Below are 14,269 nucleotides of genomic sequence, written 5' to 3' on the forward strand. Positions count from 1 at the left end.
CAAGTCTTGGCGAGAAGCGCACCGACGATGGACGCGCGTGGTCCCATCAGCGAACTGCCGTCACCGCAATTCTGGCCGCATTTCCGATGGCCTGATCGACGAGCGGAAGATACAGATCCATCCGCGCGGCCCGGGTGAAGACCGACACCGCGACGGGCTGCTCGCCCGGAAACGACACCACGGCAACCTCGTTGCGGATGGGTCCGATGGTGCCGGTCTTGCCTGCGACCTCTACATCCGGGTACGGAATCCCACTGCGAATTCTGTGCGGCCACACTTGCTGGGACAGAACTCCTCTCATGTACCTGCACTGTTCCGGTGAAGCGGCAGTGCCCGACCAGATCGCACGGAGCACCGCGTTGCTGTCGCGGGGTGTGGTGCAGGAGGTGTAGGCGGGATCGAAACCCGCACTGTCGATCACCGAGTAGTTGCTGGCCAGCAATCCCAACGCCTCGTCCGCGTTCAACCTGCCGGTGTCCCGCACGATCTGGTCACCCAGTGTCTTCGTGCCACCGACGATGCGGGTGTCTTCGAGCCCGAGTGAGTCGATCACCCGCGAGAGTGCATCGAGGCCGAGTGCACCGAGAAGTGCGTCCGCCGCAGCATTGTCGGAGACAGTGATCATCGAACGCGCGACGTCCCGCCAACTCATCGTCACCGGATCGGCGTAGCTCGCTATTCCCGTCGGCCCCGGACTGCACTGCGCCGGGACGAGCCGCACCGAATCGGTTGCGGCCAAGACGCCCTCGTCGAACGCGCGCGCAGTGGCAACCAGCAGCACGATCTTCCACACCGACGCGGCAACGACCGGATCGTCGCCCTCGAAGTCGACGACCGTGCCGGTGCCGTCGATTCGCTCGGCGCGTACCCAACCGCGGCAGCCGGCATCGGCGAATACTGCGCGAAGCTCTTCGTCGGTCGTGTTCATCTGCAGGCCTGCAACAGGATTCGATCGATGAGACTCGTCAGGGACTGCGCTTCTTCGTCGCGGTGCACGATTCGAACCCGCAGTGCGACATCGTCGGCAGCGAGGTCGAGGTGCTCGGTTCCAGGCAGTACCGGGCTCGCGGCCGGAACGAGTCCGAAGCAGCGACCCGACGCGACGCCGATAGCGGCATCGCGAACGGTGTTCGCGGTGAACACCTCTGGGTCGAGAGCATGGCGTCTGAACGCGTCGAGAATCAGATCGTGTGCGGGTGGATTGGCACTGCGAGGCATGGTCGCGAACGCGAGATCGGACAACATCGTCAGTCGTGGCCGCTCTGCCCGAGCCGAGCGATGTCCCGCGGGAACTCTGACTCGCCGGGGGAGTGCGATGACCGGTCCGGCGAGCAATCGGTCGAGTACCACCGGATGATCGACCACCGCGAGGTCGAGGTCGTGTGAGCGCACCCCGTCGAGCAACGACACTGCACCGGCGGTCTCCACACGTGCCTGAACGCCAACGGATGCGGCGATCCGCGCGGCGATCCCATCGTCCAGTTGAGGGATGAGGCCGATGCGAACCGTCCCGGACGTAGTGAGTGATTCTGCGGTGGTGGTCAATCGGCGCGCGTCGTCGACGATCAACCGGGCTCGAGGCAACAGCGCAGCGCCGTGCTCGGTGATGGCGGCGCCGTCCGGCGTTCGCTCCACGAGTGTGAGTCCGAGGTGCTTCTCCAATGCCTTGATCGCCCGCGACACCGGTGGCTGCGTCACGCCGAGAGTTGCCGCGGCGCGGCCGAAGTGACGTTCTTCTGCGACGGCGACGAAATACTCGAGATGGCGAACCAGGTCCACCGACCTATTGAAACACGCTCAGCTGCCCCGATACCGAAGAGGAATGATCCGGCCGGGCCTCGGGACTTGGCCCCATGGTGCCCCCATGTGATCGGGTGACTCCCATGCGTACCTCGACCTCCACCCGACTGATCACCGCTATCGCAGCGGTGACTTTGACGCTCTCCACAGGCGTCGCGTGTTCGGCGACGACCACCGCAGAACCACCGCAGACCGACACAACCACCACCGAACAGGCCGTCGATGAGCAGTCCAGTACCGAACAGGTCTATCTCGACCTCGAGGCCAGGGATACTGCTCGACTCGGCGTCAGTGCTGTCGATCTCGCCTCGGATTCCACCGAAAGTCATCGCGGCGACGAACGTTTCGCGTTCTGTTCGACGTTCAAGGTGTATGCCGTCGGTGCCGTTCTTGCCGCCGTCGATGCAGGTGCACTGCAGCTGAGCGACACCAGAACGATCACCGCGGCGGATAAGGTGCCCGAGTCGGCCGTCGATTGGGAACCCGGGTCGGTAGTCACGATCGCAGACTTGGCTTCGGCCGCATTGACCGAGAGCGACAACACCTCCGGCAATTTGTTGATTCGCGAGGCCGGTGGAACTGCGGCTCTCACCGAGTTCGCGAGGTCGCTGGGCGACACCGAGTTCCGGCTCGACCGCACCGAGCCCGAACTCAATACCGCTATCCCCGGAGATCCACGCGACACCACAACACCGAACTCGATGGCCGCCGGCTACCGAACCTTGCTCGACGGCGATGTACTGACCGCGGCCTCACGCGAACAGCTGTTGGCCTGGATGGCCGATACTCAGACCTCCGACGCCCGGTTCCGCGCCGGCATCCCCGATGGGTGGACTTCGGCGGACAAGACCGGCACGGGCAGTTACGGCGTCTCGAACGATGCAGGGCTGTTGCTGGGACCGGACGGGCAACGAATTCTCGTGGTCGTCCTCAGTGCTACGACGTCGAACAACGAAGATTCACCGGCCATGAACAGTCTCGTCTCCGATGCGACGCGACAGGTCGTCGACGGATTGGCATGATCTCGACCGTCTGTGCCGTTGCGTCAGGGCGCGGACAATCGAGTTCTCTCCGAGGGGGATTCGTCATTCCATGGATTGGACTCCCATGCGAGATTAAGGCCGAACGCGACGGCTGCGCCGACGACCACCATCAGCGCGCATTTCCAGAACGGCACGTCGGAGCCGAAGCCCCAGATGAGAGCCAGCGCGATGATAGCTCCGACCACAGGGCTGAAGAATGCCCGAGTCGCTCGATTCATCGAGTACCTCCTGAAACGTCCAACCGAAGTGTATTTGCGTACCGTAAGTAACGGTAAGGAAGAATGTGCCTCGGTTCAACCCCTCGACGTTCCAGCTCACTCACCTGCAGTGATTCTCAATCCTCCGCGCGGCGGACGGCGTCGACCAGTGGGATCAGATCCGGCTCGGTCGACGCCTCGTCGAGTGCCTCGCGCAGCGCCGCATCGTTGGTCGGTCGCGCGGCCTCGAGCAGGGCCAGGCCTTCTTCGCTGACGTCGGTGTAGATGCCTCGGCGATCGGTGGGGCACAGGTACCGAGTGAGTAGTCCGCGGTCTTCGAGTCGGGTGACCAGTCGCGTCGTCGCACTCTGGCTCAGCACGACGGCGTCGGCCACCTGCTTCATCTGCAGATGCCCGCCCTCCCCGTCGTGCTGCCTGCCCAGGACGTCGAGCAGCCAGTATTCACGAGCACTGAGGTTGTGCTCGGCCTGTAGTGCGCGTTCGATCCGACCCTCGATCCGGCCGTGCAGCACCGCCAGCGCCAGCCAGTTCTGCGCCAGCGCCGTCAGCGCGGGGTCGTGTGCGGTCATTGCCGTGCCTTTCGATGCCGGTACTCGTGACCACCCACCGTACCGCGCCGACAATTAACGGCGTCTGCAATTACCGGTCTACGACGGCCTGCGGGCGACGATGCGTCGAGCATGCGCGAGTACCGGGGCATCGACCATCTGGCCACGGAAGGTGAAGACGCCGCGGTTCTGGGCGACGGCGTCGAGCACGTCGGTGGCCCAGTCGAGTTCCTCGGCGGTGGGTGCATAGGCCTGGCGAACGACGGGGATGTGGCTCGGGTGAATGGCCACTTTTCCGTCGAAGCCGATAGCCACGGCATCCTCGGACTCCGCGCGGACACCGTCGAGATCGGGGATGTCGAGGAACACCGAGTCCAACGCGAACACCCCACGTGCCTTGGCTGCGAGCAGCGTCTGCGACCGAACATGCTGCGCCACAGCACGATACTGTCCATTGGAATGCCTGCTCGAGTTGCCACCCATTGCGGCCACCAGATCCTCGGCACCCCACATGGCACCGATCGCATTGTCGGCGGCGAGGGCGTCGAACACCGTCATCGCGCCGAGCGGAGACTCGATCAGCGCGACGACATTCAACGGAGCCAAAGCCGCAATCTGTTCGGCCGATTCGCATTTGGGGAGCATCACGGTCGTGTACTCGGTCTGCTGCAACGCCGCGAGGTCCGCAGCCTGATCGTCGGTGCCGTGCGCGTTGACGCGGACGATGGTGCGCGCTGGATCCAGTGGGGTCGACAGGACGGACTCACGAGCACCCGCCTTGTCCGCCGCCCCGACCGCATCCTCCAGGTCGAGGATGACGACATCTGCTCGTGCCGCCGCCTTCTCGTAGCGCTCGGGGCGGTCTGCCGGGCAGAACAGCCACGCCGGTCCCGGCGGAACCCAGGTCACGACGCCTCCTCCGGTGGTTGCATCCGGACGAGCGTCTTGCGGACGGCAATCGCGACGACGTCCCCGTGTTGGTTTCGACCGGTGTGGGTGAACGTCACGATGCCCTCGCCTGGGCGGGATTTCGATTCGCGCTTGTCCGAGATCACGGTCTCGGCGTAGAGGGTGTCTCCGTGGAACAGCGGCTTGGGGAACGACACCTCCGAGAAACCCAGGTTCGCCACGATGGTGCCCTGGGTCAACTGCGTCACCGACAGTCCGACGAGGGTGGAGACGGTGAACATCGAATTCACCAATCTCTGGCCGAACGCCGTTGTCTCGCTGTAGGCCGCGTCGAGGTGCAGGGCCTGCGTGTTCATCGTCTGCGTGGTGAACAGCGTGTTGTCGGCCTCGGTGATGGTGCGGCCGGGTCGGTGCTCGTAGACGGTGCCGAGTTCCATCTCCTCGAACCACAGGCCACGTTGCCGAATTCGCTTGTCGCTCACAGTCCCAGGCTCCGCGCGATGAGCATCAGCTGAACCTCGGTTGTCCCCTCACCGATCTCGAGGATCTTGCTGTCGCGGTAGTGACGAGCGACCACATATTCGTTCATGAAGCCGTACCCGCCGTGGATTTGCGTCGCATCGCGCGCGTTGTCCATCGCGGCCTCGGAGGCGACGAGCTTGGCGATGGACGCAGCTTTCTTGAACGGCTTGCCCGCCAACATCAATGCCGCCGCGTCGTAGTACGCGGTTCGCGCGGTGTGGGCGCGGGCCTCCATGCGGGCGATCTTGAACGAGATCGCTTGATTGCGGCCGATAGGTTGACCGAATGCTTCACGTTCCTTGGCGTACTTGACGCTCTCGTCCACGCAACCCTGTGCGGCACCGACCGAGACGGCGGCGATCGCGATCCGGCCCTCGTCGAGGATGTGCAGGAAGTTCGCGTACCCGCGACCTTCCTCGCCGAGCAGATTCTCCTGCGGCACGCGCACATCGGTGAAGCTGAGCGGGTGTGTGTCCGACGCGTTCCAGCCGACCTTGTTGTAGGCGGCCTCTGCGACGAATCCCGGGGTATCGGTGGGGACGAGGATCGACGAGATCTGCTTGCGTCCCGTTGCTTCGTCGACGCCCGTCACGGCGGTGACGGTGACGAGCTCGGTGATGTCGGTGCCGGAGTTGGTGATGAACTGCTTGCTGCCGTTGATGATCCAGTCACCACCGTCGCGCTTGGCGGTGGTCTTGGTGCCACCCGCGTCGCTGCCGGCGCCGGGCTCGGTGAGACCGAACGCGGCCAGGGCCTTGCCTGCGGTGAGCTTGGGCAGCCACTGCTGCTTCTGCTCGTCGTTGCCGAATCGGTAGACGGGCATTGCGCCGAGCGAGACGCCGGCTTCGAGGGTCATCGCAACGCTCTGGTCGACCTTGCCGAGTTCCTCGAGGGCCAGGCACAGCGCGAAGTAATCGCCGCCCATGCCGCCGAATTCCTCGGGAAACGGCAGCCCGAACAGGCCCATTTCGGCCATGCCGGCAACTACCTCGTACGGAAAGGAATGCTCGGCATCGTGTTTCGCCGATACCGGTGCGACGACGGTGCGGGTGAAGTCGGCAACGGATTTGACCAGCTGCTGGTACTCGTCGGGCAGATTCGCGGACGACAGATGATCGGTCATGATGGGTCCTGTTCGGTGTGGTTGGGGACGATTCGGGCGAGGACCTGGTCGACGCGGACCTGATCCCCCACTGCAACAGTCAGTTCGACGGTGCCGTCGATCGGGGTGGTGAGGGTGTGTTCCATCTTCATCGCCTCGACGACGACGATGGCCGTGCCCGCGCTGACGGCGCTGCCGGTGGTTGTTCCGATCGCGATGATCGAGCCCGGCATGGGCGAGAGGATCTCGGCATCGCCGGAGTGCGCGTCGTCCTCGCGGACGCTCGCCTCGGCGATCCGATCGACTCGCCAGGTGCCTCGGGAGCTGGAAATCCATGTTGCCGAGCCGCTTCGAGCGAAGGTCATCGATTCGCGTAGACCGTCGAGCACCAGATCCACCGAATTCTCGGTGGCCGTTGCCCGCAGGGTACGCGGCGATCCGGCGTCGACGACGACCGTTGCCGCGGCTGTCGTGCCGGTGATCGCTACGTGCGCCGTTCGACCTCCGGACGCGAGACGACGATGGAAGGACGCGTGCTTGCCGACTCGCCAACCCGATGGTGCTGCCCAGATGTCCTGTTCCGCGGTCTGCCACGCGTCGAGCCACTGCACTGCGGTGGCGGCGATCAGCGCCTCGTCGGTGGCCTCGGCGGCGACGAAATCCTCGACACGGCGGTCGAGCAGGCCGGTGTCGAGATTACCGGCACGAACATCGTTGTCGGCGAGCAGGAACCGAGCGAACTCGATGTTGGTGACGACCCCGAGTACTGCGGTGTCGGCCAGTGCACGATCGAGGCTGCGCAATGCGGTCGCGCGATCGGGGCCGTGCGCGATGACCTTGGAAAGCATGGGGTCGTAGTTGCTGCCCACCTCCGTTCCGACGGCGAGACCGGAGTCGACGCGAATCCCCGGCGCAGAGGGCTCACGCAATCCGACGACGGCACCGCCGGTGGGGAGGAATCCGCGGCCGGGGTCCTCGGCGTAGACGCGGGCCTCGATGGCATGTCCGGTGAGCAAGATGTCGTCCTGCGCGAGAGTGAGGGGCTCGCCCGATGCCACCCGAACCTGCCATTCAACGAGGTCGAGACCGGTGACCATCTCGGTGACCGGGTGCTCGACCTGAAGACGAGTGTTCATCTCCATGAAGAAGAACTCGTCGGGGCGATCGGCCGAGACGATGAATTCGACCGTGCCGGCACCGGAGTAGTCGACACTGCGGGCAGTGTTGCAGGCGGCCTCGCCGATGCGTGCGCGGGTTGCTTCGTCGAGCAGGGGAGACGGAGCCTCCTCGATGACCTTCTGGTGCCTGCGCTGCAGACTGCATTCGCGTTCGCCGAGGTGGATGACATTGCCGTGTCCGTCGGCGAGGATCTGTACCTCGATGTGCCGGGGCCGCAACACGAATCGCTCGAGGAAGAGGGTGTCGTCTCCGAAGGACGAGGCCGCCTCCCGGCGAGCGCTGGTCAACGCTGCAGGCAGATCCTCGGCGCGCTCGACCAGACGCATACCCTTGCCGCCGCCACCGGCGGAGGGTTTGACGAGCACTGGGAATCCGACGTCCGGCGCGCCGGCGACGAGGTCGGCGTCGGTAAGGCCGGGGCGGGAGATTCCCGGAACGACGGGTACGCCGAATGCGCTGACGGCAGCCTTCGCGGCGATCTTGTCGCCCATCACTTCGATGGCTTTCGCCGGGGGCCCGAGGAATGCGATTCCGGCTTCGGCACAGGCGGTTGCGAACTCGGAGTTCTCGGAGAGAAAGCCGTATCCGGGGTGAATGCCCTGCGCGCCTGTGCTGTTCGCGGCCGCGATCACCTTGGCGATGTCGAGGTAACTTTCGCGAGCGTTCGCGGGTCCGAGCCGTACGGCGGTGTCGGCCTCACGGACGTGCCGGGCATCGGCGTCGGCATCGCTGTACACGGCGACGGTACGAATTCCCATGCGGCGCAGTGTTCGTGCGACCCGCACGGCGATCTCGCCGCGGTTGGCGATCAGAACGGTGTCGATCATGGTGGTCATACCTCTCACATCCTGAATACGCCGTAGGAGACCGGCTCGAGCGGCGCGTTGGCGCACGCCGAGAGCGCCAGTCCGAGAACCTGCCTGGTATCGGCCGGGTCGATGATGCCGTCGTCCCACAGGCGGGCCGTCGAATAATAAGGGTTGCCCTGACTTTCGTACTGGTCACGGATGGGAGCCTTGAACGATTCCTGGTCCTCGTCGCTCCACGGCTGACCGGCAGCGTCGAGTTGTTCGCTGCGCACCGTGGCGAGCACCGACGCCGCTTGCTCACCGCCCATCACCGAGATTCGCGCGTTGGGCCACATGAACAAGAAGCGTGGTGAATACGCTCTGCCGCACATCGAGTAGTTGCCCGCGCCGTAGGAACCGCCGATGACGACGGTGATCTTGGGGACGCGGGCACAGGCGACCGCGGTGACCATCTTCGCGCCGTGCTTGGCGATGCCACCTGCCTCGTAGTCGCGGCCGACCATGAAGCCGGAGATGTTCTGCAGGAAGACCAGCGGAATGCTGCGCTTGTCGCACAGTTCGATGAAATGCGCGCCCTTCATGGCAGATTCGGCGAACAGTACGCCGTTGTTGGCGACGATTCCGACGGGATGGCCGTGGATGTGGGCGAATCCGGTGACGAGCGTCTTGCCGTATTCGGCTTTGAACTCGTCGAATTCACCCGCGTCGACCACCAGGGTGATCACCTCACGCACGTCGTACGGAGTGCGTGGGTCGGTGGGGACCACGTCGTACAGATCGGTCTGGTCGGCTACCGGTGCGCGTGTGGGAAGAAGGTCCCACGGCCGCGGAGTGCGGGGCCCGAGGGTGGAGACGATGCGGCGGACGCGGTGGAGCGCGTCTCGATCGTCCTCGGCCAGATGGTCGGTGACGCCGGAGGTCTTCGAGTGCAGATCACCACCGCCGAGTTCCTCTGCGGTGACGACCTCGCCGGTCGCCGCCTTAACCAGAGGCGGGCCGCCGAGAAAGATCGTGCCCTGATTCTTGACGATGATCGCTTCGTCGCTCATCGCCGGCACGTAGGCGCCGCCCGCAGTGCAGGAGCCCATGACGGCAGCGATCTGCGCAATTCCTTTGGCGCTCATGGTCGCCTGGTTGAAGAAGATGCGGCCGAAGTGGTCGCGGTCGGGAAAGACCTCGTCCTGGCGCGGAAGGAATGCTCCGCCCGAGTCGACGAGGTAGATGCACGGCAGAGTGTTCTGCAGTGCGATCTCCTGCGCGCGTAGATGCTTCTTCACCGTCATCGGGTAGTAGGTGCCTCCCTTGACGGTGGCGTCGTTGGCGATGATCACGCATTCGCGACCGGAGACGCGGCCGATGCCGGCGATCACGCCTGCGCCGGGGCACTCGTCGTCGTAGAGGCCGTTGGCCGCCAACGGTGAGATTTCGAGGAACGGGCTACCGGGATCGAGAAGCTCGTCGACGCGGTCGCGGGGGAGGAGCTTGCCGCGGGCGATGTGCCGTTCCCGAGACTTCTCGCTCCCGCCGCGGGCAGCAGCGGCCAGCTTCTCTGCGAGCTCACTGGTGAGAAGCTCGTGATCTGCCCGGTTGGCAGCTGTGTCGATCGCCATGAGGTGCACGCCTTAAGGGGTTGGACGTCGGTGTCACGAAAGTTCAGTTAATCGTTGATAACTGACACGATAGTAAACTACGATTAACTGAGTGTCCAGAGTCGAGGAGGTGACGGTGCAGGAGTCGGAAGCGAAACCGACGACCGTGCGTGAGCAACGCAAGGCCGAGCGTCGGCAGCAGTTGCTGGGCGCTGCAGCATCACTGTTCGCCGAACGCGGGTTCACCTCGGTGCGACTGGAGGATCTGGGCGCGGCCGTCGGTGTCAGCGGACCGGCCGTCTACCGGCACTTCCCCAACAAGGAGGCCGTGCTCGTCGAGTTGATGGTCGGGATCTCGGAGTATCTGCTCGACGGTGGCCGTGCGGTGGTCGATCGTGGTGAGGTCGCCGCGGACACCGTGTCCGCGTTGGTCGAGTTCCACCTCGACTTCGCCTTCGACACACCGGCATTCATCAGAATTCAGGATCGCGACCTGCAGAGTCTTCCGGAGGGTGCGCGCCGCAAGGTGCGCCGAATGCAGCGCGAGTACGTGGAACTGTGGGTCGAGGTGCTGTGTGCCGTCGACCCGGAATTGAACGAGTCCGACGCGCGAACCACGGCGCACGCGGTCTTCGGTCTGATCAACTCGACGCCCTACAGTGCGGGGCGTACTCCGTCGAAGAACGCTCGTCCGGTGCTGCGGGCAATGGCGCTGGGGGCGTTGGGGGTTGCTGCGCCGAGCCGCGCAGCATCGACCTGAGCGTCCACCTACACCGACGCGCGCTCGGCTTGCTCTGCCTGTCGGCGGGTGGGCTCGGGCGGACGAGCGCGACGGGATCCGATCACTCCGGCGGCAACGGCACCGACGAGGAACACTCCACCGACCGCGGATCCCAGGAGCGGTCCCCGGGTGGTCACCCACTCCAACTTGTTGGCCGCGTCGCGTGCCGAGGCCACCTGCTCGAGGCGACCCGTCTCGTCCAGGGCGAGTGAGGCCTTGAAGATCGTCACCTCGGGGACCTTCGGATCTCTCGCGAAGTACTGGTACGGCGTTTCCTGTCCCCACACCAGGCTCCCGCTCGTGGGCTCGACGTAGATGTCGCGCACGTTCGAGTACCAGCGCTTCATCGTGATCGGCTCGTCCCCGTCGCCCAATCCCCACTTCGATGCCGGGAGGGTCACCGAGTTGATCGGCGACTGCGTGGTGGTCGAGAGGTCGGCTTCGGTCACGATCGATCGGAAGTGATAGATCGGCAGCCCCTCCATGGTGAGCTCCTCGACGAAGTTCGCCTCGAAGCTCGTCCACGCCGTCGCGTCGTAGACCGTGTACGTGATCGGCTGGGTATCGAAGGGAAAGCGATGCTGTAAGCCTGTGCGCGGCAAAGGAATGGCCGGCGAGTCGACTGTGGTCTGCAAGGATCCGGCGGGTTCGACGGGTAGTCCGGTGCGCCGGTCGCTCGTCACCCGATCCACCGAGGCGGTGAGCAGACCCGCGTCACCGTCGCGGTCGGCCCGTCTCACGGTCGCTCCCACTTGGAAGGTGACGCGGTCTGCGTCGGAGGGATCCTCGACGGTGATGTACCGCTGGAGAACGAGGGGTACATCCGTCGCGATGGAGAGAGGGCCGGGTCCGGTGATCGTCGTCGAGTCGAGGACCTCACCGCCCGCACCGTCCGCCGTGGTGGCCACCGTGGTGGCGTCGATGTCGAGTGGAGTCACCGCCAGGCGGTCGTACACGAGGGTGGGCAGAAGTAGAGCGACGACGATCGCGAAGGATCCCAGCCCCGCGAGCAAGCACATCGCGATTCTCACCCGTGACATGAACACCGTCCCAATTCTTTTCGTTTCCGGCCGTCTCATCCTGCCGTGGCGAGAGCCCCGAATGTCCGCTTCTGCGTTGTGACCTGTCAGCATGTTCGTGGGAATTTACAGAGACATCAACCGATGTTGAGAATTTCCGAAAAGGTGCACACTGGGGTCACTCGTCATTTGCCGCACAACGCTGAATCGGGGGACGACACATGGCGACCGGTATCGATCGAGGTACAACGGTCGATCACGGCAATCGTTGGCGAACCATCGGGACGTTGCGAACCGGGCCCGGTTCTGCAGTCCTGCCGTTCGGCTGGGGACCGGCGATCGTGTTGGTGCTCGTGGCCTTCGTGGACCGTATCGAATTCAGCCTCGTGGCCGCGGTTCTTCCTCAGCTGCAGGCCGAATGGGGTTTCGGCGACGCGGTGGCGGGATCGCTGCCCAGTGCGTCCGCGATCGCCGCGGGTGTCCTCGCGATACCGGCTGCATACCTCGCCGACCGTCACGATCGCGGCAGGATCGTGACCTGGGTCGTCGTTCTGTGGTCTCTGGCAACTCTCGGTTCGGCGCTGGCACCCACCTTCCTGATCTTCTACCTCGTGCGGGTCGGTCTTGCCGCCGCGGAGGCCGTGGACAACCCGGCCAGTGCGAGCCTTCTTGCCGACTTCTACCCGCCTGCAACACGATCCACTGCGTTCGGTTGGTGGCGAACCTCGGCGTACCTGGGCGGGGCGGGCATAGTCCTGGGTGGTGTGCTGGCGGACTGGCTGGGTTGGCGCGGGGCGTTCATGGTCATGACGATCCCGGGACTGCTTGTCGCAGTGCTCGTCTCACGTTTGAGAGAACCCGAACGCGGATACGCAGACCGGTTGGCGGCCCGCGCAGACCCGAGTGCGCAGATTCCTACGCCGTCCGGACCGCTTCCCACCCAGCTGCGCCGACTGCTGCCCATCCGAACGCTGTGGTTCACCGGCGCGGCTCTGACGGTCATGAGTCTGTCGATCGGTGGACTGACCTTCTGGCTGCCGAGCCTGCTGCAACGTCGGTACGGCCTGTCCGAATCGGCCGCCGCGACGGCAGGCGGAGGAATGACACTGCTGGGAATCGTGTTCGGCACGCTCGTCGCGGCGATGGCAACCCGTCGAGCCGTCGTCGGCACCAGCCTGGCGCAATGGCGAGTACTGCTGGGCGGTAGCGGAATCCTGGTGGGAAGTGTGTTCATGTCGATCGCGCTCGGCATGAACTCCACGGTGATGTTCGTCGTTCTTCTCACCGTGTTCGCCTTCTTCTCGGCCTTCGCTCTTCCTACGCTCACCGCCTGTGTCGCCGACGTGGTTCCGGCACGCGATCGGGGTCTCGGATTCGGCATGCTGCAGATCGCCGCGACCGCGGGCGGTGCCGTCGGGCCGCTCATGGTCGGTGTGGTGTCCGACGCGGCGGATTCACTCACCGTCGGCCTGATTCCGCTTCTTCCGCTGCTGGCGATCGGGGGAGTGTTCGCCCTCCTGGCCTACTGGTCCGTGGAACGCGACTCGACGCGCGTCCTGGCCGAGGCTGCGCGGGAAGAGTAATTCGTTGTCGTCGGTCACAATGTTCTTCATGACGAGTGAGCTATCGCGCGCCGAGGTCGGCCGGCGGCAGAGTCGATTCACTCCCGACGAGATCCCCCGCCTGCTGGCCATGGCCGGAGTCGTGGCCGCCCTGCACGTGATCGGGTGGGGGTTGTTCACCCATTACAACTCCATTCCGAGCATCCACAACCTCACCGGAGCGGACGGCAGGCTGGTCTACGCCGGAGCCGGCGTGTTGGCGTACACCCTCGGGCTCAGGCACGCGTTCGACGCCGATCACATCGCCGCCATCGACGACACCACCCGCTTTCTGCTGCAGAAGGGCAAGCGGCCGTTGGCCGTCGGGCTCTTCTTCTCACTCGGTCATTCGACCGTCGTATTCGTCTTCGTCGCCGCCATCGCGTTCGTGGCCTCGCAGGCGACGGCGTTCCAAGACGCGTTCGCCGGAGTCGGCGGCATCATCGGCACGCTGGTGTCCGGAACGTTCCTGTATCTCATCGCGGCGTTGAACATCGCAGTGCTCGCCGGAATCGTCGGAGTCTGGCGACGCGCGAAACGCGGTGAGTTCACCGAAGCCGGACTCGACGAGTTGCTGGCCAAGCGCGGCCTGATGAACCGATTGTTCCGGGGGCGCTACGACAAGCTGATCGACCACTCGTGGCAGATGTACCCGCTGGGTCTGCTGTTCGGGCTCGGATTCGATACCGCCACCCAGGTCGGTCTGCTCGCGATCGCAGGCACGACGGCCATGGCAGGAGGACTGCCGCCGATGGCGATCATCGCGCTGCCGGTTCTGTTCGCCGCGGGCATGACCACCATGGACACCATCGACGGCATCTTCATGTCCAAGGCGTACGGCTGGGCGTTCGTGACGCCGGTGCGCAAGATCTACTACAACATGACGATGACGGGACTGTCCGTCTTCGTTGCTCTGGTGATCGGCACGGTGCAGCTGTCGACCCTGCTCGCCGAGCAGTACGGGCTGACCGGCGGACTGTGGGACGCGCTGGCCGTCGTCGATTTGAATCTGGCCGGCCAACTCGTCGTCGGCACGTTCTTCGTCGTGTGGATCGGAGCGGTCGTGTATTACAAGGTGGCGCGCATCGACGAACGCGGTGGCTTCACACACTCGAACGAAATGGAGAACCAGTGAACTCTCGGCGTCGG

14 protein-coding genes are annotated in these 14,269 nt (G+C 64.8%); 4 read left to right on the forward strand and 10 right to left on the reverse strand.

What is annotated here, in order from left to right:
- Positions 1–46: 46 nt before the first annotated feature.
- Both R3P95_RS17080 and R3P95_RS17085 read right to left on the reverse strand, forming a co-directional pair.
- Positions 47–928, reverse strand: a complete 882-nt coding sequence (locus tag R3P95_RS17080; protein ID WP_317548986.1) for a serine hydrolase — start codon at positions 926–928, stop codon at positions 47–49.
- Positions 925–1,779 (reverse strand): LysR family transcriptional regulator, encoded by an 855-nt coding sequence (locus tag R3P95_RS17085; protein ID WP_317548987.1) that lies wholly within the window; start codon positions 1,777–1,779, stop codon positions 925–927. Before R3P95_RS17085 ends, R3P95_RS17080 begins: the two co-directional genes overlap by 4 nt.
- 104 nt (positions 1,780–1,883) lie before the next feature.
- Here R3P95_RS17085 and bla point away from each other — a divergent pair, with 104 nt between their 5' ends.
- Positions 1,884–2,822 (forward strand): class A beta-lactamase, encoded by a 939-nt coding sequence (bla, locus tag R3P95_RS17090; protein ID WP_317548988.1) that lies wholly within the window; start codon positions 1,884–1,886, stop codon positions 2,820–2,822.
- A gap of 23 nt (positions 2,823–2,845) precedes the next feature.
- On the opposite strand, the gene R3P95_RS17095 is transcribed toward bla, so the two are convergent.
- From R3P95_RS17095 to R3P95_RS17125, 7 genes are all read right to left on the reverse strand, one after another.
- Positions 2,846–3,061 carry a hypothetical protein gene (locus R3P95_RS17095; protein ID WP_156516371.1) on the reverse strand — a complete coding sequence of 72 codons (216 nt, stop codon included), beginning with the start codon at positions 3,059–3,061 and terminating at the stop codon, positions 2,846–2,848.
- 116 nt (positions 3,062–3,177) lie between these two features.
- A complete protein-coding gene (locus tag R3P95_RS17100; RefSeq protein WP_317548989.1) occupies positions 3,178–3,630 on the reverse strand; it encodes a MarR family winged helix-turn-helix transcriptional regulator in 453 nt (150 codons plus the stop codon).
- 78 nt (positions 3,631–3,708) lie between these two features.
- Positions 3,709–4,518, reverse strand: a complete 810-nt coding sequence (locus R3P95_RS17105; protein ID WP_068054903.1) for an HpcH/HpaI aldolase/citrate lyase family protein — start codon at positions 4,516–4,518, stop codon at positions 3,709–3,711.
- The gene (locus tag R3P95_RS17110; protein ID WP_331712071.1) at positions 4,515–5,000 is read right to left on the reverse strand and encodes a MaoC family dehydratase; all 486 of its coding nucleotides are present in this window, start codon (positions 4,998–5,000) and stop codon (positions 4,515–4,517) included. The genes R3P95_RS17105 and R3P95_RS17110 overlap by 4 nt, the downstream gene beginning before the upstream one ends.
- Positions 4,997–6,163, reverse strand: a complete 1,167-nt coding sequence (locus tag R3P95_RS17115) for an acyl-CoA dehydrogenase family protein (RefSeq protein WP_068054906.1) — start codon at positions 6,161–6,163, stop codon at positions 4,997–4,999. The genes R3P95_RS17110 and R3P95_RS17115 overlap by 4 nt, the downstream gene beginning before the upstream one ends.
- Entirely contained in the window at positions 6,160–8,157 is a 1,998-nt protein-coding gene (locus R3P95_RS17120) for an acetyl/propionyl/methylcrotonyl-CoA carboxylase subunit alpha (protein ID WP_149407138.1), read from the reverse strand. The genes R3P95_RS17115 and R3P95_RS17120 overlap by 4 nt, the downstream gene beginning before the upstream one ends.
- A gap of 5 nt (positions 8,158–8,162) precedes the next feature.
- On the reverse strand, positions 8,163–9,740 hold the full coding sequence (locus R3P95_RS17125; protein WP_317548990.1) for a carboxyl transferase domain-containing protein: 1,578 nt from the start codon (positions 9,738–9,740) through the stop codon (positions 8,163–8,165).
- A gap of 91 nt (positions 9,741–9,831) precedes the next feature.
- Between R3P95_RS17125 and R3P95_RS17130 the strand changes: the two genes are divergently transcribed.
- A complete protein-coding gene (locus R3P95_RS17130) occupies positions 9,832–10,479 on the forward strand; it encodes an SACE_7040 family transcriptional regulator (RefSeq protein ID WP_068054913.1) in 648 nt (215 codons plus the stop codon).
- A gap of 8 nt (positions 10,480–10,487) precedes the next feature.
- Here the strand turns inward: R3P95_RS17130 and R3P95_RS17135 are convergent, their stop codons facing one another.
- On the reverse strand, positions 10,488–11,540 hold the full coding sequence (locus R3P95_RS17135; RefSeq protein ID WP_317548991.1) for a DUF3068 domain-containing protein: 1,053 nt from the start codon (positions 11,538–11,540) through the stop codon (positions 10,488–10,490).
- Between the two features lie 200 nt (positions 11,541–11,740).
- On the opposite strand from R3P95_RS17135, the gene R3P95_RS17140 reads away from it, so the two are divergent.
- Positions 11,741–13,102, forward strand: a complete 1,362-nt coding sequence (locus R3P95_RS17140) for an MFS transporter (RefSeq protein WP_068054919.1) — start codon at positions 11,741–11,743, stop codon at positions 13,100–13,102.
- Between the two features lie 28 nt (positions 13,103–13,130).
- Entirely contained in the window at positions 13,131–14,255 is a 1,125-nt protein-coding gene (locus R3P95_RS17145; protein WP_317548992.1) for a Nickel transporter NicT, read from the forward strand.
- The last annotated feature ends 14 nt before the right edge of the window (positions 14,256–14,269 follow it).

It is taken from the genome of Rhodococcus cercidiphylli (genome assembly GCF_033042225.1).
In the GTDB taxonomy this organism is placed as follows: Bacteria; Actinomycetota; Actinomycetes; order Mycobacteriales; family Mycobacteriaceae; genus Rhodococcoides.